The following is a 19,298-nucleotide window of genomic DNA, read 5'->3' on the forward strand; positions in this document are numbered from 1 at the left end:
GTCCGAATTTGCGGTTCCGGCCGGAATGGTGTAATCGCCGCGCCTTGAGTTCCCCGGCCCGCGCCAGGCGCCGGCCCATTCTTTCCGGATCGCCATGAACCAGCCAGACCTAGTCATCTTCGATTGCGACGGCGTGCTCGTCGATTCCGAAATCATCGCCGCGCGGGTCGAGGCCGATCTGCTGACCGCGGCAGGTTTCGAGATCTCGGCCGAGGAGATCGCCGAGGCCTATGCCGGCCTCACCTTCAAGGACATCCTGCTCAAGATCGAAGAGAAGGCCGCCATCCCGTTTCAGGCCTCGCTCATCACCCAGGCCGAAGAACTGGTCGATCGGCGCCTCAAGAACGAGGTGCGCGCCATCGACGGCGTGCATGAGGCCGTCGCCGGCGTCACCGCGCCGAAGTGCATCTGCTCGAACTCGACATCCGAGCGCATCGAGATGATGCTCGATCGCACCCGCATCCTGCCGCTGTTCAAGGGCCGCATCTTCTCGGCGCTCGAAACGCCGAGCCGCAGGCCGAAGCCGGCTCCGGACGTTTTCCTGCACGCAGTCAGCACGCTCGGCGCGAACCCGGCCAACACCTTCGTCATCGAGGATTCCGTCCACGGCATCGCCGGCGCGGTGTCGGCCGGCATGCGGGTGATCGGCTTCACCGGCGGAGCGCACAGCTATTCCGGCCATGCCGACATGCTGACCGACGCGGGCGCCGAAACGGTGATCCGGCGCTGGGCCGACCTCGGCGGCGTCATTGCCGCGCTGAGCATGTGGTCGGAGCACGCCTGAAAGCAAAAGCGCCGGTCGTGTTGACCGGCGCTCCGATGGCTCAGCCCTGGGGCTTCTTCTTCTGCGGGCCCTCGTCGTAGCCCACGAAAATCTGGACATCGCGCGCCGTCGGCTTGGGGATGGTGATGTTCGGGACGGTGAACACCCACTGGGTCGCCATCGACGGATCGGCGACCTGCACAGCGTTCTTGTGCAGTTGCGAGTAAAGAACCTCCTCGCCGCGAATGACCGCGATGCGGATCGGCATGTTGACGGTGCCGGGGCCGCCCGCCGGTCCGGTGACCACCTTGCCGGCGACGCCGACATTGATGCTCATGGTGGTGTCGGTGCGGGTGCAGTTGCGGGTCGCGTCGGTGATGGCCGACTGGTAGGTGAGCTTGGCCGGGTCGTCCTGGCCGCCCTTGGCATAGCTGTTGAAGAAGGCCGTGCCGTCGCGGAGCGTCACGTTCGGGCAATAGGCGAGCAGTTCGCTGGCCAGGATCTTGCCTTCCTCTTCGGCGATCTGCTTCGGATCCTTGGGCTGAGGAGGGGCAAAGAAGCCGCTGCTGCCGCCGGATTGGCAGGCTGCGACGATAAGCATAAAGCTGGAGGTCGCCAAAGTCGCCATAAAGCGACCGTCGATCTTACGAAACAACATGAACTGCACTTCCCTCTCGCAAAGCTGTCGTTCTATATCAACCGCGCGGCAAAAATGCGACTGAGGGAGCGCAGTTTTCCCCTTCCCGCCGATGACCGGCAGGACGCACCGCCTTGGAACGGATAGATATGCACTATGTGAGCACCCGCGGGGAAGCTCCCGCGCTTGGATTTTCGGACGCAGTTCTGGCCGGCCTCGCGCGCGACGGCGGCCTCTACCTCCCCGCCCAGTGGCCGACCTTCAGTGCCGCCGAAATCCGCAAGATGCGCGGCCTGTCCTATGCCGACCTGGCCATCAGGCTGCTCACCCCGTTCCTCGGCGGGGAGATCAAGCAGGACGTGTTCGAGCAGCTCGTCAGGGAAGCTTACGCCACCTTCCGCCACGACGCCGTCTGCCCGCTCGTCCAGACCGGCACGAACAGCTTCGTGCTCGAGCTCTTCCATGGCCCGACGCTCGCCTTCAAGGACGTCGCCATGCAGCTCCTGGCCCGCCTGATGGACCATGTGCTGGCCGAGCGCGGCCAGCATGCCACCATCGTCGGCGCCACCTCGGGCGACACTGGCGGTGCGGCCATCGAGGCCTTCGCCGGACGCGAGCGCACCGACATCTTCATCCTGTTCCCGCATGGCCGGGTCTCGCCGGTACAGCAGCGGCAGATGACGACTTCGGCGGCGGCAAACGTGCATGCGCTGTCGATCGAAGGCAATTTCGACGACTGCCAGGGCCTGGTGAAGGACATGTTCAACGACCATGGCTTCCGCGACCGCGTGCGGCTGTCGGGCGTGAACTCGATCAACTGGGCGCGCATCATGGCCCAGATCGTCTACTACTTCTCCTCGGCGATCTCGCTCGGCGCGCCCGACCGGCCGGTTTCGTTCACCGTGCCCACCGGCAACTTCGGCGACATCTTCGCGGGCTACGCCGCCAAGCGCATGGGCCTGCCGATCGACCGGCTGATCATCGCGACCAACGACAACGACATCCTCGACCGCACGCTGAAGAGCGGCGAGTACCGCACGACGGGCGTCGTCGCGACCACCTCGCCGTCCATGGACATCCAGGTTTCCTCGAACTTCGAGCGCCTGCTGTTCGAGGCTTCCGACCGCGACCCAGCCGTCGTGCGGCGCTACATGGCCGGCCTCAAGCAGTCGGGCGCCTTCACCATCGAGCAAAAGGCGCTGGCAAGCATCCGCGGCGAATTCGCCGCCGGTCGGGCGACCATGGACGAGACCGCCGCCACCATCCGCAGGACGCTCGAAGGCACCGGCTATCTGCTCGATCCGCATACGGCGACCGCGGTGCATGTCGCGGCGGGCCAGCCTGCCGGCGACGCGCCGATGATCGTGCTTGCCACCGCGCACCCGGCGAAATTCCCCGCGGCGGTAGAGGCCGCGTCGGGCATCGCACCCAATTTGCCGAAATGGCTCTCCGGCCTGATGGAACGTAACGAAAGGTTCACGGTACTTCCATCAGAGATAAAAATGGTGGAAGATTACATTAGCCGCCGCACACGAGCGGCACGCTAGGGAGTACGTTGCATATGAGTGTTGAGGTAAGCCGTCTGTCGAACGGCCTGACAGTAGCCACCGAAACACTTCCAAGCGTAGAGACCGTAGCTCTAGGGACCTGGGTCAAGTCCGGCGCGCGCAACGAGCGCGACGACGAGCATGGCATGGCCCACCTCCTCGAGCACATGGCCTTCAAGGGCACCAAGAGCCGCAGTGCCTTCGAGATCGCCTCGCAGATCGAGAACGTCGGCGGCGAGATCAACGCCGCGACGAGCGTCGAGACGACGTCGTTCTACGCGCGCGTGCTCTCCGGCGACGTACCGCTGGCGGTCGACATCCTCTCCGACATCCTGCAGGATTCCGAATTCGATCCCGACGAACTCGAGCGGGAGCAGCACGTGATCCTCCAGGAGATCGGCGCCGCCCACGACACGCCCGACGACATCGTCTTCGACCGCTTCACCGAGACGGCCTTCCGCCACCAGACCATCGGCCGCTCGATCCTCGGCACGCCCGAGACGGTCAAGTCGTTCACCTCGGCGCAGCTCCACGACTTCATGAAGCGTCAGTACGGCGCCGAGCGCATGGTCGTGGTCGCCGCCGGCGACGTCAAGCACGACGACTTCGTCCGCGAGGTGGAAAAGCGGCTCGGCAACTTCCGCACCAAGGCCGAAAGCGCCATTCCCCAGTATGCGCAATATGTCGGCGGCGACTTCCGCGAGGATCGCGACCTGATGGACGCGCAGATCGTGCTGGGCTTCGAGGGCCGGGCCTATCACGTCCGCGACTTCTACGCCTCGCAGGTCCTTTCGATGATTCTCGGCGGCGGCATGTCGTCGCGCCTGTTCCAGGAAGTCCGCGAGAAGCGCGGCCTCTGCTATTCGGTCTACGCGTTCCACTGGGGCTTTTCCGACACCGGCATCTTCGGCATCCATGCCGCGACCGGCCAGAGCGACATCGCCGAACTTTTGCCGGTCATCATCGGCGAGTTGCAGAAGGCCGGCGAAAGCATCCTCCAGGAAGAGCTCGACCGCGCCCGCGCTCAATATCGCGCCGGCCTGATCATGTCGGCCGAGAGCTGCTCCAGCCGCGCCTCGCAGATCGCCCGCCAGCTCCTGCTGTTCGGTCGCCCGATCGCCAAGGAAGAATTGATGGAGCGGCTTTCGGCACTTACCGTCGAACGGCTGACCGACCTGTCCTCGCGGCTGTTCTCCACCCGGCCGACCATCACCGCGGTCGGACCGGTCGGCACGCTCGCGCCCTACGAATCGATCCTGGATTCCCTGCCGGGCACGCAGACCGCCGCGCGCAAGCTCGCGGTCTGAGCTTGCGGCATGCTTTCGCTCCCGTTCTTCCGCCGCGAAGCGCCGGCGCTGAAAGGCGAGCGCGTTACGCTGCGCATGCCGGTCTCGCGCGACTATCACGAATGGGCGACGCTGCGCGCCGAAAGCCGGTCCTTCCTGGTGCCGTGGGAGCCGAGCTGGGCGCCCGATGAACTGGACCGCTCGGCGTGGCGCGTCCGCCTCGCCCGCTACCAGGACGACAACGTCCAGGGAACCTCGGCGGCCTTCTTCATCTACGAAAATGCCGGCGGTAAGCTCGTCGGCGGCATCACGCTCGGCAACATCCGCTACGGCGTCGCCCAGACCGGCCACATCGGCTACTGGATCGGCGAGCGCTATGCCGGCCAGGGCCTGATGCTGGACGCCGTGCGCCTGCTAGCAAGGCATGCCTTCGATACGCTGAGATTGCACCGGATCGAGGCTGCCTGTATCCCGGAAAACACCCGCTCCGTACGCGTGCTTGAAAAAGCCGGATTCCGGCGCGAAGGACTTCTGCGATCCTATCTGCGGATCAACGGCGAATGGCACGACCACTATCTTTACGCGCTGATCGCGGACGACCCGCAGGCTGTCATCACGAAGGGCTGAACTTGTCGAAGCACCTGCTGTCGCCGCTGTTTGCGTTTGTCTTGTCGATCGTGGCGATCGTCCTCGCGGCGTCGCAGGCGTCCGCCGTGGAGGCAATCAAGATCTCACGAGACGATGTCGCGCTGAACCTTACCGGCGCGGTCGAGATCTATCGCAATCAGGGCGAGAATTTCCAGATTTCGACGGCCCCCGGCCCGGATGGAATCGTCCGCCGCATCGAGGTCGAAGCAAAGGACAAGCGTTCGAGCGGCGACTGGGCCGTGTTCGCGCTCGCCAACACCACCGACCAGCAGCTCGACCGGCTGATCGTCGCGCCGCATTTCCGGCTCGTCGGTTCGGGGCTGTTCTGGCCCGACCTCGGCTCGAGCCGAATCGCTTCCATCACCCCGAGCGAGGGCTTTGCGCTCGACCGGCAGCAGAGCAGCGACGCGGACGTCTTCCTCGTCACGCTCAACCCCGGCACGGTGGTGACCTTCATCGCCGAGCTCGCCTCGCCCAAGCTGCCGCAGGTCTATCTGTGGGATCCGGAATCCTACAAGGACACGGTCAACTCCTACACGCTGTTCCGCGGCATCGTCATCGGCATCGCCGGCCTGCTGGCGCTGTTCCTGACCATCCTGTTCGTCGTCAAGGGCACCTCGATGTTCCCCGCGACGGCGGCACTGGCCTGGGCGGTGCTCGCCTATATCTGCGTGGATTTCGGCTTCCTCAACAAGGTCATCGAGGTCTCGCCGGGCAGCGAGCAGATATGGCGCGCCGGCACCGAGGTGGCGCTGGCGGGCACGTTCGTGGTGTTCCTGTTCGCCTATCTCAACCTCAACCGGTGGCACGGACATTTCAGCTACGGCGCCTTCGTCTGGATCGTCGGCCTGCTGCTGATCGCCGGCGTCGCCATCATCGATCCGGCCGTGGCCGCCGGCATCGCACGCATCTCATTTGCGGCGACAGCGATCACCGGCCTCGGCCTGATCGTCTACCTCAGCATCCGCGGCTACGACCGGGCCATCATGCTGGTCCCGAGCTGGGCGATGGTGCTCATCTGGCTCGCCGGTTCGTGGATGGCGATCACCGGCGTGCTCGACAACGACGTCGTGCAATCCGCCCTCGGCGGCGGCCTCATCCTCATCATCCTGCTCATCGGCTTCACCGTCATGCAGCACGCATTCGCCGGCAGCGCCCTGCACCAGGGCCTGTTCAGCGACATGGAGCGGCAGGCGCTGGCGATCGCCGGATCGGGCGACATCGTGTGGGACTGGGATGTGCTGCGCGACCGCGTCGTCACCCGGCCCGACGTCAGCATCCAGCTCGGGCTTCCGGCCAACAGCCTGGGCGGCGCCGCGCGCAACTGGCTGCCGGTGCTGCATGCCGACGACCGCGATACGTTCCGCACCACCCTCGACGTCGTGCTCGAACACCGCCGCGGCCGCGTCTCGCAGAGCTTCCGCCTGCGCGGGGCCGACGGCCACTACCACTGGTTCTCGCTCAAGGCGCGGCCGGTGATCGGCTCGGACGGCGAAGTGATCCGCTGCGTCGGCACGCTGGTCGACGTCACCGAGCAGAAGAAGTCGGAAGAGCGGCTGCTGCACGACGCCGTGCACGACAACCTCACCGGCCTGCCCAACCGCGAACTGTTCATGAACCGGCTGGAGGCGATCATCTCCATCGCCCGCACCGAGGAGAAGGTCAGGCCCTCGGTCTTCGTCATCGACATCGACCGCTTCAAGCAGGTCAATGACGGTCTCGGCATCTCGGCCGGCGACACGATCCTGTTGACCATCGCGCGCCGCCTGCACCGCCTGCTCAAGCCGAAGGACTCGCTGTCGCGCTTCGCCGGCGACCAGTTCGCGCTCATGCTGCTGTCCGAAGAGGACCCCTCGCGCATCGCCGCCGTGGCGGACGCCATCAAGCAGGCGATCAAGGCGCCGATCACCTTCGCCAAGCGCGAGATCGTGCTTACCGCGTCGGTCGGCCTCATCACCTGGACCACGGCCCAGGCCTCGGCGGAAGACATGGTCAAGGACGCGGAACTCGCCATGCACCAGGCCAAGCGCTTCGGCGGCGACCGCATCGAGCCGTTCCGGCCCGCCTTCCGCACGGTGGGCACCGACCGACTGCAGCTCGAATCGGATCTTCGGCGCGCCATCGAGCGCAAGGAGTTCACGCTCGCCTACCAGCCGATCGTGCGGCTCGAGGACGGCAGCGTCGCCGGCTTCGAGGCGCTGCTCCGATGGGACCACCCGCGCCGCGGCCTCATTCCGCCGGGCGACTTCATCCCCGTCGCCGAGAGCTGCGGCCTGATCGTGCAGCTGGGCCTTTTCGCCATGCAGCGCGCCGCCGAGGACCTGGCGGAATGGCAGAAGCAGATCGGCGACCAGCCGCTGTCGGTTTCAGTCAATCTTTCGAGCCGCCAGCTCATCCGCCGCGACCTCGTCAGCGACGTGCGCTCGGTCATCGCCCGCGCCAATCTCAAGCCGCGCTGCTTCCGGCTCGAGCTCACGGAATCGCTGGTCATGGACAATCCGGAGCAGACCAACCACGTCCTGACCAAGCTCAAGCAGCTCGGCATCGGCCTGTCGCTGGACGATTTCGGCACCGGCTATTCGTCGCTCTCGTACCTCACCCGCTTCCCCTTCGACACGATCAAGATCGACAAGAGCTTCGTCGACGACACCTCGCCGAAGCGCGCCGTGCTCATCAAGTCGATGGTCAACATGGCGCATGAACTCGGCCTGTCGGTCGTAGCCGAGGGCATCTCGGACGAAAGCGACGCGCTCGAACTCAGGCAGATGGGCTGCGAGTACGTGCAGAGCTTCATGTTCGGGGCACCGGTCCCCGGCGATCAGGCGCTGAAGCTCCTGAAGGAGCAGTTCTCCACCGGCTCAGGCGTGGCCGGCTGAGCCGCTCAGCCGCGCCAGGTCGATCCCGAGCGAAGCCACCACGCGGTCGTACTTGCGGTCGAGATCGGTGTCGAAAAGCAGTTCCGGCGTGGCCGGACAGGTCAGCCAGCCATTGGCGGCGATCTCGCCTTCCAGTTGGCCGGCGCCCCATCCCGAGTAGCCGAGCGCCATCAGGGCATGGCGCGGCCCGCGCCCGACCGAGATGGCGCGCAGGATGTCGACGGTCGCGGTGAGGCAGATCGCATCCGAGACCGGCAGCGAGGACTCGACCTTGTAATCGTCGGTGTGCAGGACGAAGCCGCGGCTGCGGTCGACCGGCCCGCCGTTGCGCACGATGAAGTCCTTGGCCTTCAGCGGCAGCCTGATTGCCTCCTGCTCGTCGAGGATGCCCAACTGCACCAGGAGGTCGGGGAACAGCAGCGGCTGGACCTGGTTGATGATCAACCCCATGGCCCCCTCGTCGCTGTGGGCGCAGATGTAGATGACGGCGCGCGCGAACCTGTCGTCCTTCATCCCGGGCATTGCGATGAGGAACTGGTCGTCGAGGAAACCGCGCCGCGAGGCGCCCTTTTTCTGGCGCAGAATATCCATGCCGACAGCGTAACGCGTTTCCCTTCGTCTTGAAAGATGGGGATGCGGCGGCGCCGGGGCCGAAGCGTTCCGATCGGAACATTCCGTCACGGAAATATGATTGCCCAAGGACAACGTGACCGATTGCGATTGCACGTCGACACGTTCAAATCACGGGCATGATACCGCAGAAAACTCTCGCCGCCGGCCTTGGACTCGTCCTGTTCGGTGCAGCCGCACCGGCATATTCCTCCGCATCGGACTGGGGCACGACCGAGGGCGGCCGCTTCCGCCTGGTTACCGCAGGCCGGCCCGACGCGGAGGGCAAGCTCCAGGGCGTGCTGTTCATCGAACTGAAGCCAGGCTGGAAGACCTACTGGCGCGACCCCGGCGATTCCGGCGTGCCGCCGCAGATCGAAGTCACGGCCTCGCGCAACGTGTCGGCGGTGGAGATGTCGTTTCCCGCGCCGCAACGGCACGACGACGGCTATTCGATCTGGGCCGGCTACGACTATCCGGTGGGCCTGCCCGTTACCTTCACCATCCCCTCGCCCGGCGAACCCTCGCTGATCGAGGCGGACGTCTTCCTCGGGGTCTGCGAGACGATCTGCGTGCCCGTGCAGGCCCGGTTGCAGGTCGACCCCGCGGCCGATCCGGACAACCCGGAAGACGTCGCGCTGGTGGAGGCGGCCTTTGAGGCGCTGCCGGCTCCGGCGCAGGCCGACTTCGGCGTCACGCCCGCCCCGGGCGGGGACGGCATGCTGTCGGTCGTAGCCAACGTGCCGGGAAGTCCGGAGGGCGTGGATTTCTTCGTCGCCGGCACGGACGGCTACCTGTTCGGCGTGCCGAAGCGGAACGCGGAGGCGGGCAAGCTGACCTTCACGGTCAAGGTGATCGACCGCCCGGATGTGCCCCCGACCGGCAAGGGCATCCCCTATACGCTGACGACGGCAACGTCCGCGGTCGAAGGCTTCCTGCCCTATCCCTGAGCCAATGGTTCGGGGGCGGGCGGGTGTTGGCCTGGGCCGCCAATCTGCGCTAGAGAAATTCGCGGAAAAGTGCGAAGCGGTTTTCCGTCCGGAATTGCGTCCAGACAGAGAGATGGAGCGCTTTCGCGTTTCTAAGAAAAACGGAAATGCTCGGTGGACGTCTGATCCGATACCTTCAACCGACATGCGAGGAACCATGACCATTGCCATCGGCGAAAAGCTGCCCCAGGCCACGTTCAAGACGATGACGGCCGACGGCGCCAAGAGCCTCAACACCGACGACGTCTTCGCCGGCAAGAAGGTCGTCCTGTTCGCCGTGCCGGGCGCGTTCACCCCGACCTGCAGCAACAACCACCTGCCCGGCTACATCGAGAACTTCGATGCCATCGTCTCCCGCGGCGTCGACACCATCGCGGTCGTCTCGGTCAACGACGTGCACGTCATGGGTGCCTGGGCACGCTTCAGCGGCGGCGAGGGCAAGGTGCAGTTCCTCGCCGACGGCAGCGGCGATTTCGCCCGTGCCATCGGCCTCGACACCGACCTGTCGGCCAACGGCATGGGCCTGCGCTCGAAGCGCTATTCGATGATCGTCGAAGATGGAAAGGTCGCGCAGCTCAACCTGGAGGGCGCTCCGGGCCAGGCGGTCGATTCGGGCGCGGCGCGCATCCTCGAGCAGCTCTGAAACGCGGCCGGCGCGCCGTCTTGAGGCGACACGCCCCTGCCTTGGCCGCAACGGCGGCCAGGCTCTAGGCGGATGCCCTGCGACCGCCCTTGAAGGGCGCCATGCCCTCGCGCGCCAGCTCGTCGGCGCGCTCGTTCTCGGCATGGCCGGCATGGCCCTTGACCCAGTGCCACTTGACCTTGTGGCGCCTGTTGGCCTCATCGAGCGCCTGCCACAGCTCGCCGTTCTTCACCGGCTTCTTATCGGCGGTCTTCCAGCCGTTCTTCTTCCAGCCGAAGATCCACTTCGAGATGCCGTCCATGACGTATTTGCTGTCGGTGTGCAGGTCGATCTCGCACGGCTCCTTCAGCGCGTTCAGCGCCGAGATCGCCGCAAGCAGTTCCATGCGATTGTTGGTGGTCTCGGCCTCGCCGCCCGACAGTTCCTTGGTCTTGCCGTTGTAGCGCAGGATCGCGCCCCAGCCCCCGGGGCCCGGGTTGCCCGAGCAGGCGCCGTCGGTGAAAATCTCGATGTGCTTCATTTCAGTCCGTATTCCTGCGGCGACCGGATCGCCCTGTGGAAGCGCAGGCGGCGGATGTATTCCATCGGATCGCGCTTCATCACCAGCCCGCCGTCGGGGATGGTCAGCCAGTCGTAGAGCCTCGTCAGCATGAAGCGCAGCGCCGAACCGCGCGCCAGGATCGGCAGCGCCGCCTTCTCGTCCTCGGTCAGCGGCCTGACGCTCTGATAACCGTCGAGCAGCGCCGTGCCCTTGGTGAGGTTGAAGGAAAAATCCTTCTCGAAGCACCAGGCGTTGAGGCAGGTGGCGAGGTCGTAGGCGTAGAGGTCGTTGCAGGCGAAGTAGAAGTCGATCAGGCCCGACAGCCCGTCGCCGAGGAAGAAGACGTTGTCGGGGAACAGGTCGGCATGGATGACGCCCGACGGCAGGCCTTTCGGCCAGCCCTTCTCGAACTCGGCGAAATCGGCATCCACCTCCCTGGCCAGCCCCGGCTCGACCTCGTCGGCGCCCGGCCGCGCCGCATCCCAGAGCTTGCGCCAGCCGTCGATGGCAAGCGCGTTCGGGCGCGTCATCGCAAAATCCTGGCCGGCGAGGTGCAACTCGGCCAGCGCCTTGCCGACCTCGCGGCAATGCACTGCCTGGGGCCGGCGCAGCCACATGCCTTCGAGGAAGGTGATCACCACGGCGGGACGCCCCGCCAGCGTGCCGATGACGTTGCCGTCCTTGCCGTCGACCGGCAGCGGACAGGAAATGCCCTTGTGGGCGAGGTGCTGCATCAGGCCGAGGAAGAACGGCAGGTCGGATTTCTCGACGCGCTTCTCGTAGAGGGTCAGGATGTACGACCCCGTCGTCGTGTGCAGCAGGAAGTTGGAGTTCTCGGTGCCTTCGGCGATGCCCTTGTAGGACAGCAGTTCGCCGACCGGATAGTTGCGGAGGAACGCCTCGAGTTCCCCCTCCGTCACGTCCGTGTAGACGGCCATCAGCGGGTACCGTTGACGAAGGCCATGTCGGCCGGGGTCAGTTCCACGTCGCGCAGAGCCCGCATCACCGGGAAATCCTCCGTCTCGGTTGCCGTCACGGCGAGTTCCACGGTCACGTCGAAGCGTTCGCGGAAGGCGTTGATGATCTCGTCGACTATGATCTCGGGCGCCGAGGCACCCGCCGACAGGCCAAGCGTAGCGATGTCGCCGACCCCGCTCCACGGGATCTCCGACGCGCGCTGGACCAGCAGCGACATCTTCGCTCCGGCCCGCTCGGCCACTTCGACCAGGCGTCGGGAATTCGACGAATTGGGCGCACCCACGACCAGATAGAGATCGGCGCCGGGGGCCGTTTCCTTGACCGCCTCCTGGCGGTTGGTCGTGGCGTAGCAGATGGATTCGGCGGCCGGTGCCTGCAGAGCGGGAAAACGCTCCTGCAGCGCCCGCAATATGCCGGCGGTGTCCTCGACCGAGAGCGTCGTCTGCGTCACGAAACCGAGCGCCTCGGGATCGGCCGGCTGGAAATTCTGGACGTCGGCCTCGGTCTCGATCAGCGTCACGCCGCCTTCGTCCAACTGCCCCATCGTGCCGATGACCTCTGGGTGGCCGGCATGGCCGATCAGCAGCACGTGGCGGCCATGGCGGCGATGGCGCATCGCCTGCTTGTGCACCTTGGAGACCAGCGGGCAGGTCGCATCGAGATAGAACAGGTTGCGCGCCTGGGCGTCGGCCGGAACCGACTTGGGCACGCCGTGGGCGGAAAACACCACCGGAGCGTCGTGATGCTCGTCGGGGATCTCGTTGAGCTCCTCGATGAACACCGCGCCCAGGTTCTGCAGGCCTTCGACCACATAGCGGTTGTGCACGATCTCGTGGCGCACATAGACCGGCGCACCGTATTTCTTGAGCGCCAGGACGACGATCTGGATGGCGCGGTCGACACCGGCACAGAAGCCGCGCGGCTGGCAGAGCCTGATCGTCAGTGGCGGTTTCGTCGCGGTGTCGAGCATGTGAATCTGGTTCCGTTCAGAGCCGAGATGATGGGGCGCCGCCCTGCTGTCAAGGGCAGGCAGGCGTCATTGGCGTTCCGGCTTGCGCAGCAGCCAGACGGCCATGACCCCGAGCAGCGCCGCCGCCAGCCCGTACCAGGTGATGACGTATTGCAGGTGATTATTGGGCATGTCGACCAGAGTGACGCCGCCGGCGGGCCAGCCGCCGGGATTGGGCGCCTTGTCGGCGTCGACGAAGAACGGCACGACGACGGCGCCGGCGGGCAGGCCCGCTGTCGCGGCCATGGCGTCGCGGTCCTTCCAGTAGAACACGTTCTTCTTGAGGTCGTTGTCCGGCACCAGCGAGCCCGGCTTGCCGTCGAGCGGATTGCGGGCAAGGCCGGTGATCGTCACCGGGCCGGCGACCTGGCCGTCCTGGCGCTTTGCCGCGTCCTTGCGGTCATAAGGCACGAAGCCGCGGTTCACCAGCACGTAGCGCCCGTCGTCCAGCCTCAGCGGCGTGTAGACGTAGAAGCCCGACTGGCCCTGCCAGGTGGCGAGGAAGTGGCGTTCGCCCCCGTGCTGGAACGTGCCGGACACGGTCACCGGCCAGTAGTCGACGTCGCCGGTGGCCCGGTACTTGACCTCCATCTCGGCGAACGGCAGCGGTTCGGACTGGATGCGTCCGTCAATCTGAGCGATCAGCGCATCCTTCCAGTACATGCGCTGGACCTGCCAGCTGCCGAGCGCGACCAGCACGGCGAAGACGATCAGGCCGAGCACGAGGGCCAGCACACGCCGGGGACGCTTGGCGGAAACGGAACCTGTCACGGGAACGCTCATTCGCGGGTATCCAGCCGTCCTTCGGCTGCCTTGTTGCGATATTGAAGGGTGATCAGCACGCCTTTCAGCAGGCGCAGCGCAGTGAGGCTGAGGATGACCGCCAGGGGTATCCACAGCAGGAAATGCAGCCACAGCGGCGGCGCCAGCGACACCTCCGTCCACAAGGCGAGGCCGACGACCACGAAGCCGATGATGAGGATGACGAAGACCGCGGGGCCGTCCCCCGCGTCGGCGAAGGAATAGTCGAGCCGGCACACGCCGCACTGCTTGCCTACCTCGAGGAAGCTGGAAAACAACTTCCCCTCGCCGCAGCGCGGGCACCTGCCCTTGAGCCCGGCGGAAACGGGATCGACCGGCGGCCAGATCGCCTTGTCCTCAACCATGATTCAACTCTCCTCGCCTGCCCCAAAAGACGAAGGCGGCTGCGTTGCCGCAGCCGCCTTCCAATGCCTCGCGGTCCCGCTCAGCCGCCGTGCGCGATGGGCGCGCCGGACGAAGCCCAGACATAGATCGCGGTGAACAGGAACAGCCACACCACGTCGACGAAGTGCCAGTACCATGCGGCCGCCTCGAAGCCGAAATGCTGCTTCGGCGTGAAGCCGCCGGCCATCGCGCGGAGCAGGCAGACCAGCAGGAAGATGGTGCCGACGATGACGTGGAAGCCGTGGAAGCCGGTCGCCATGAAGAAGGTCGCGCCGTAGATCGAGTCACGGAAGCCGAACGGGGCGTTCATGTACTCGTAGGCCTGCACGAACGAGAACAGCAAGCCGAGCGCGACCGTTATCGCGAGGCCGTTGACCAGGCCCTTGCGGTCGTTGTGCAGCAGCGCATGGTGCGCCCAGGTCACGGCAGTGCCCGACAGCAGCAGGATGATGGTGTTGTAGAGCGGCAGGTGGAAGGGATCGAGCACCTCGATGCCCTTCGGCGGCCACACCCCACCGGTGTAGGCGGTACGGGCGACCTGGGCTGCCTCGCCCGGGAAGAGGCTTGCATCGAAGAAGGCCCAGAACCAGGCGACGAAGAACATCACCTCGGAGGCGATGAACATGATCATGCCGTAGCGCAGGTGCAGGGAGACGACGCGGGTGTGATGACCCTCGTTGGCTTCCTTCACCGTGTCCGACCACCAGCCGAACATGGTGTAGAGCACGATCGCCAGGCCGATGGCGAAGATCCAGTACTTGGCGTTGGCCATGTCGTAGCCGAAGATCGGCAGGTTGCCGCCCTTCAGGTACGACATCCATGCGACGCCGCCAAAAGCCATGACGAGCGCGCCCAGCGACCCGAGGAAGGGCCACGGGCTGGGATCGATGATGTGATAATCGTGTTGCGGTTTTGCGTGCGCGTCTGCCATCTCATCCCCCGGCTTTTACGTCGGAATTAACAGTTGTCGTTTCGCCGTCGACCTTGGGCGCGGCAGCTACTGGCTTCTCCCGCTCGAGCGGGAAGAAGGTATAGGACAGCGTGATCGTCTTGATGTCCTTGAGTTCAGGCACGTTCACGATGTCGGGATCGACATAGAAGACGACCGGCATGTCGATCGAGGCGCCCGGCTCCAGCGTCGTATCCGTGAAGCAGAAGCACTCGACCTTGTTGAAATAGGCTCCGGCCAGTTCGGGCGTGACGTTGAAGGTGGCGCGGCCCGCCGTCGGCTGGTCGAACAGGCTCGTGGCCTTGTACTGCGCCTGCGTCGTCTCGCCAATCTTGATCTTGATCTCGCGCGCGACCGGCTTGAAGTCCCACGGCACGCCCGCCGTATTGGCGTCGAAACGGACGGTGATCTCGCGGTCGAGAACGCGGTCTGAATACTGTTCGACGCGCTGCGTGGTGCCGCCATAGCCGGTGATCTGGCAGAACATGGCGTAGAGCGGCACCGCCGCATAGGCCATGCCGACCATGCCGCCGACGAAGGCCAGGCACATGCCGGCGATCATCCCGTTGGAGCGCGGCTTCCGCACCGCGGCCGGCTGAGCCTCCTTGGTCGCCTCGCTCATAGCGGACGATCCAGGATGGCCGGACCGAACTTGGCGATCGTGGCCAGGTAGAAGATGATCACCAGCGCCGCCAGCGCGATTCCGATGGCGATGTTGCGGCTGCGCCGCGCTTTCTGCTGGCTTTCGGTAAGCGTAACCATTTCCTTGTCCGTCATGTTCAGACGCCTCCAAGCGCAACGACTCGGCCGATGACGCTGTCTGCGAGGTAGGCGGCAAAGATCGCGAAAAGATAGAGCAACGAATAGGCAAACAACGCCTTGGCCGGCTTCATCGCCTTGTCGGTGTCGGGCATCCGGAGCACCTTCCAGGCGTACCAGACAAAACCCGCGCCCAGCGCCACCGACACCGCGCCGTAGCCGGCGGTCGTGTAGCCAAGCAGCCAAGGCGCCACGCCGACCGGCGCAAGCAGCAGCGAATAGGCGAATATCTGCCTGCGGGTCGAGGCGGCGCCCGCCACGTTCGGCATCATCGGGATGCCGGCGCGCTCGTAGTCCTCCGACTTGAACAGCGCCAGCGCCCAGAAGTGCGGCGGCGTCCACAGGAAGGTGATGAGGAAGAGGACGAAGCTCTCGAAGCTGACATTGCCGGTCACGGCGGCCCAGCCGATCATCGGCGGCAGCGCGCCGGCGGCTCCGCCGATGACGATGTTCTGCGGCGTCCAGCGCTTCAGCCACATCGTGTAGACGACGGCATAGAAGAAGATGGTGAAGGCGAGCAGCGCTGCCGACAGCCAGTTGACCAGCACACCCAGCGTCATCACCGAGAGAACCGACAGCACGAGGCCGAAGGTCAGCGCCTCGCGCGGGCTCACCTTGCCCATCGGCACCGGCCGTTTGGCCGTGCGCGTCATGACGGCGTCGATGTCGGCGTCGTACCACATGTTGAGGGCGCCCGAGGCGCCGGCGCCGACGGCGATCGCCAGGATAGCGACGACGGCGAGGAAGGGATTGATGGTCACCGGCGCGGCCACCATGCCCACGAAGGCCGTGAACACAACCAGCGACATCACGCGCGGCTTCAGCAGGGCGAGAAAATCGCCCGCCGTCGCCTCCGACATGCGGAAGGCCTGATCGTCAAATCGGTTGTTGACAAGGGCCATGCGTACCTGCGTCCAGTCGTTCGGTTTGTCCGAAGCCGCCGGTCGCCCGGCGGCTTCGATTTCAGTCAGTGCCTTACTTGATGCGCGGCAGCTGTTCCCACTGGTGGAACGGCGGCGGCGAAGGCAGCTGCCACTCCAGCGTGGTCGCACCCTCGCCCCACGGATTGGCGCCGGCGGCGCGCTTCTTCGAGAAGGCCTCGAAGACACCGAACAGGAAGATCAGCACGCCGACGGCGGAGATGTAGGAGCCGTAGGACGACACCATGTTCCAGCCGGCATACGCATCCGGGTAGTCGATGTAGCGGCGCGGCATGCCGGCCAGGCCGAGGAAGTGCTGCGGGAAGAAGATCAGGTTCACGCCGACGAACGTCACCCAGAAGTGCGTGTTGGCGATAACCGGCGAGTACATGTAGCCGGACATCTTCGGGAACCAGTAGTACCAGGCGGCGAAGATGGCGAACACGGCGCCCAGCGACAACACGTAATGGAAGTGCGCGACCACGTAGTAGGTGTCGTGCAGCGAACGGTCGAGACCGGCGTTGGCCAGCTGCACGCCGGTGACGCCACCGACGGTGAACAGGAAGATGAAGCCGATCGCCCACAGCATCGGCGTCTTCATCTGGATGGAGCCGCCCCACATGGTGGCGACCCACGAGAAGATCTTCACGCCCGTCGGCACCGCGATGACCATCGTGGCGAAGACGAAGTAGCGCTGCGTGTCGAGCGACAGGCCGGTGGTGTACATGTGGTGAGCCCACACGACGAAGCCGACGGCGCCGATGGCGACCATGGCGTAGGCCATGCCGAGGTAACCGAAGATCGGCTTGCGCGAGAAGGTCGACACGATGTGGCTGATGATGCCGAAGCCCGGCAGGATCAGGATGTACACTTCCGGGTGACCGAAGAACCAGAAGAGGTGCTGGAACAGGATCGGGTCGCCGCCGCCTTCGGGTGCGAAGAAGGTCGTGCCGAAGTTGCGGTCGGTGAGCAGCATCGTGATGCCGCCAGCCAGGACCGGCAGCGACAGGAGCAGCAGGAAGGCGGTGATCAGCACGGCCCAGGCGAACAGCGGCATCTTGTGCAGCGTCATGCCCGGGGCGCGCATGTTGAAGATCGTGGTGATGAAGTTGATCGCACCGAGGATCGACGACGCGCCGGCGATGTGCAGCGACAGGATCGCGAGATCCATCGCCGGTCCGGGCTGGCCGGTGGTCGAGAGCGGCGGATAGATCGTCCAGCCGCCGCCGACGCCGTAGGCACCCGGGGCGCTCGGCACGAAGGCCGAGATGATGAGCAGGATGAAGGCCGGCGGGAGCAGCCAGAAGGAGATGTTGTTCATGCGCGGGAACGCCATGTCCGGCGCGCCGATCATGATCGGCACCATCCAGTTGGCGAAGCCGCCGATCAGCGCCGGCATGACCATGAAGAAGATCATGACCAGGCCGTGGGCGGTGGTGAACGCGTTGAACATGCTCTTGCCCGCGTCTATCGCGGCGTCGCCCTCGACGCCGTAGACCATGGAGGCAAGGCCGTGGAAGATCTGGATGCCCGGCTCGGCGAGCTCCCAGCGCATCATGACGGACAGGAATCCGCCGACACACCCCGCCATGATCGCGAAGATCAGGTAGAGCGTTCCAATATCCTTGTGGTTGGTCGAGTACACCCACCGGACCCAGCCCTTCGGCTTGTGGTCGTGGTGGTCGTGAGCTGCAGCGCCTGCCATATTCCGCTCCGTTCCCTGATCCCTATTCAACCGCGGCTCAGTTGCCGGCGGCCGCGACCTTGGCAGCGCCGTCGACCTCGGCCATCAGCGCCTTGTTGGCACCCGGCAGATCGGTCTTCGCGGCGGCCAGCCACGTGTTGTACTGCGCATCGTTGACGACGCGGATTGCGATCGGCATGAACGCGTGGTCCTTGCCGCAAAGTTCGGAGCACTGGCCGTAATACAGGCCTTCCTTCTCCGCCTTGAACCAGGTCTCGTTGATGCGGCCGGGCACGGCGTCGGTCTTCAGGCCGAAGGCCGGCATGGCGAAGGCATGAATGACGTCGCTCGCGGTGACGAGCAGGCGCACCGTGGTGTTGACCGGCACGACCACCTCGTTGTCGACGGCCAGGAGACGCGGATAGGCGCCCTTGTCTTCCTTGCCGGCCGCGGCGCGATCGCCCTCGGCGAGCATCGCCGAGTTGAACGAGAGCGGCTCGTCGACCTGGTACTCGTAGTCCCAGTTCCACTGGTTGCCGGTAGCCTTGATGGTCAGCTTCGCCTCTTCCGGCGGCGTGTACTGCGCCGTCAGCAGCTGGAAGGACGGAACCGCGAGGAACAGCAGCACGACCACCGGCCCGACGGTCCAGACGACCTCGATCAGCGTGTTGTGGCTGGTCCGCGACGGCGTCGGATTGACGCTCGCGCGGAACTTCACGATGCAATAGGCCAGAAGCGCCAGCACGAAGAGCGTGATCGGGACGATGAACCACAGGGTGTAGCGCTCGAACCACGTGATCTGTTCCATGATGCCGGTCGCGGCCGGCTGGAACGTGGCCTGCCAAGGTGTCGGCTGAGCCGCAAGGGCCGCGACACTGGCAAGGGAAGCAGTCGCCGTGACGGCGCTAGCAAGGATCTTTCTCATTACCCTCTGTATCTCCCAACTCCGCGCGGGCTGACCGCAAGGACATCTCGCCGCTCCGGGACGGGAATCCCAGAGACGTTCGGAGGTTCAAACCATACTCTCTTTGCATCCGCAAGGAAGCAGAGGCATAACTCATGCGGCATTTTTGCGCGCAGGGTGGACAACCCGGCACGGCCGGCCTAGTGGCGCCGGGTCGGGAAGGCGATGCGTCCGCACAGCATGGTCATAGTCCTGCAGCATGCCCAAATTCGGGCCGATTTGGGCTGGAA

20 protein-coding genes are annotated in these 19,298 nt (G+C 65.4%); 7 read left to right on the forward strand and 13 right to left on the reverse strand.

From position 1 onward, the window contains the following. Positions 1-94 precede the first annotated feature (94 nt). Positions 95-784, forward strand: a complete 690-nt coding sequence (locus J2X50_RS21465) for an HAD family hydrolase (protein WP_429097939.1) — start codon at positions 95-97, stop codon at positions 782-784. Between the two features lie 40 nt (positions 785-824). On the opposite strand, the gene J2X50_RS21470 is transcribed toward J2X50_RS21465, so the two are convergent. Next, positions 825-1,364, reverse strand: a complete 540-nt coding sequence (locus tag J2X50_RS21470) for a hypothetical protein (RefSeq protein WP_429097940.1) — start codon at positions 1,362-1,364, stop codon at positions 825-827. 185 nt (positions 1,365-1,549) lie between these two features. Here J2X50_RS21470 and thrC point away from each other — a divergent pair, with 185 nt between their 5' ends. From thrC to J2X50_RS21490, 4 genes are read left to right on the forward strand one after another with little or no spacing between them, the layout of a single operon-like run. Next, positions 1,550-2,947, forward strand: coding sequence for a threonine synthase (thrC, locus tag J2X50_RS21475; RefSeq protein ID WP_429097977.1), 1,398 nt, complete (start codon positions 1,550-1,552; stop codon positions 2,945-2,947). A 14-nt stretch (positions 2,948-2,961) separates the two neighbouring features. Then, positions 2,962-4,254, forward strand: a complete 1,293-nt coding sequence (locus J2X50_RS21480) for a M16 family metallopeptidase (RefSeq protein ID WP_429097941.1) — start codon at positions 2,962-2,964, stop codon at positions 4,252-4,254. A gap of 9 nt (positions 4,255-4,263) precedes the next feature. Next, entirely contained in the window at positions 4,264-4,860 is a 597-nt protein-coding gene (locus tag J2X50_RS21485; RefSeq protein WP_347964715.1) for a GNAT family N-acetyltransferase, read from the forward strand. Positions 4,861-4,862: 2 nt separating this feature from the next. Continuing rightward, a complete protein-coding gene (locus J2X50_RS21490; RefSeq protein WP_429097942.1) occupies positions 4,863-7,757 on the forward strand; it encodes an EAL domain-containing protein in 2,895 nt (964 codons plus the stop codon). On the opposite strand, the gene J2X50_RS21495 is transcribed toward J2X50_RS21490, so the two are convergent. Further along, positions 7,740-8,348, reverse strand: a complete 609-nt coding sequence (locus tag J2X50_RS21495; RefSeq protein ID WP_340035482.1) for a YqgE/AlgH family protein — start codon at positions 8,346-8,348, stop codon at positions 7,740-7,742. The two genes, J2X50_RS21490 and J2X50_RS21495, sit on opposite strands and share 18 nt — an antisense overlap. A gap of 158 nt (positions 8,349-8,506) precedes the next feature. On the opposite strand from J2X50_RS21495, the gene J2X50_RS21500 reads away from it, so the two are divergent. Together J2X50_RS21500 and J2X50_RS21505 are read left to right on the forward strand one after the other, a co-directional pair. Beyond that, positions 8,507-9,316, forward strand: a complete 810-nt coding sequence (locus J2X50_RS21500) for a protein-disulfide reductase DsbD domain-containing protein (RefSeq protein ID WP_429097943.1) — start codon at positions 8,507-8,509, stop codon at positions 9,314-9,316. Between the two features lie 196 nt (positions 9,317-9,512). Further along, positions 9,513-9,998 (forward strand): peroxiredoxin, encoded by a 486-nt coding sequence (locus tag J2X50_RS21505; protein ID WP_340035480.1) that lies wholly within the window; start codon positions 9,513-9,515, stop codon positions 9,996-9,998. Between the two features lie 64 nt (positions 9,999-10,062). On the opposite strand, the gene rnhA is transcribed toward J2X50_RS21505, so the two are convergent. The 11 genes from rnhA to coxB form a co-directional block, all read right to left on the reverse strand. After that, entirely contained in the window at positions 10,063-10,518 is a 456-nt protein-coding gene (rnhA, locus tag J2X50_RS21510) for a ribonuclease HI (protein WP_429097944.1), read from the reverse strand. Continuing rightward, positions 10,515-11,477 carry a homoserine kinase gene (locus J2X50_RS21515; RefSeq protein WP_429097945.1) on the reverse strand — a complete coding sequence of 321 codons (963 nt, stop codon included), beginning with the start codon at positions 11,475-11,477 and terminating at the stop codon, positions 10,515-10,517. Before J2X50_RS21515 ends, rnhA begins: the two co-directional genes overlap by 4 nt. Next, positions 11,477-12,487 carry a 4-hydroxy-3-methylbut-2-enyl diphosphate reductase gene (ispH, locus tag J2X50_RS21520; RefSeq protein ID WP_429097946.1) on the reverse strand — a complete coding sequence of 337 codons (1,011 nt, stop codon included), beginning with the start codon at positions 12,485-12,487 and terminating at the stop codon, positions 11,477-11,479. Before ispH ends, J2X50_RS21515 begins: the two co-directional genes overlap by 1 nt. Before the next feature lie 66 nt (positions 12,488-12,553). Beyond that, positions 12,554-13,309, reverse strand: a complete 756-nt coding sequence (locus tag J2X50_RS21525; RefSeq protein WP_429097947.1) for an SURF1 family protein — start codon at positions 13,307-13,309, stop codon at positions 12,554-12,556. After that, positions 13,306-13,692, reverse strand: a complete 387-nt coding sequence (locus tag J2X50_RS21530; RefSeq protein ID WP_429097948.1) for a DUF983 domain-containing protein — start codon at positions 13,690-13,692, stop codon at positions 13,306-13,308. Before J2X50_RS21530 ends, J2X50_RS21525 begins: the two co-directional genes overlap by 4 nt. An 80-nt stretch (positions 13,693-13,772) precedes the next feature. Continuing rightward, a complete protein-coding gene (locus tag J2X50_RS21535) occupies positions 13,773-14,663 on the reverse strand; it encodes a cytochrome c oxidase subunit 3 (RefSeq protein WP_347964708.1) in 891 nt (296 codons plus the stop codon). Between the two features lies 1 nt (position 14,664). Next, the gene (locus J2X50_RS21540) at positions 14,665-15,303 is read right to left on the reverse strand and encodes a cytochrome c oxidase assembly protein (protein ID WP_429097949.1); all 639 of its coding nucleotides are present in this window, start codon (positions 15,301-15,303) and stop codon (positions 14,665-14,667) included. After that, positions 15,300-15,458 (reverse strand): hypothetical protein, encoded by a 159-nt coding sequence (locus J2X50_RS21545; protein WP_429097950.1) that lies wholly within the window; start codon positions 15,456-15,458, stop codon positions 15,300-15,302. Before J2X50_RS21545 ends, J2X50_RS21540 begins: the two co-directional genes overlap by 4 nt. A 2-nt stretch (positions 15,459-15,460) precedes the next feature. After that, positions 15,461-16,402, reverse strand: a complete 942-nt coding sequence (locus J2X50_RS21550; RefSeq protein WP_429097951.1) for a heme o synthase — start codon at positions 16,400-16,402, stop codon at positions 15,461-15,463. Between the two features lie 73 nt (positions 16,403-16,475). Beyond that, a complete protein-coding gene (ctaD, locus tag J2X50_RS21555) occupies positions 16,476-18,125 on the reverse strand; it encodes a cytochrome c oxidase subunit I (protein WP_429097952.1) in 1,650 nt (549 codons plus the stop codon). Positions 18,126-18,162: 37 nt separating this feature from the next. Then, complete coding sequence (gene coxB, locus J2X50_RS21560; RefSeq protein ID WP_429097953.1) at positions 18,163-19,029, reverse strand: cytochrome c oxidase subunit II; 867 nt, start codon at positions 19,027-19,029, stop codon at positions 18,163-18,165. Between the last annotated feature and the right edge of the window lie 269 nt (positions 19,030-19,298).

Origin of the sequence: Aminobacter sp. BE322 (assembly GCF_050433525.1) — a bacterium.
Lineage (GTDB): Bacteria > Pseudomonadota > Alphaproteobacteria > Rhizobiales > Rhizobiaceae > Aminobacter.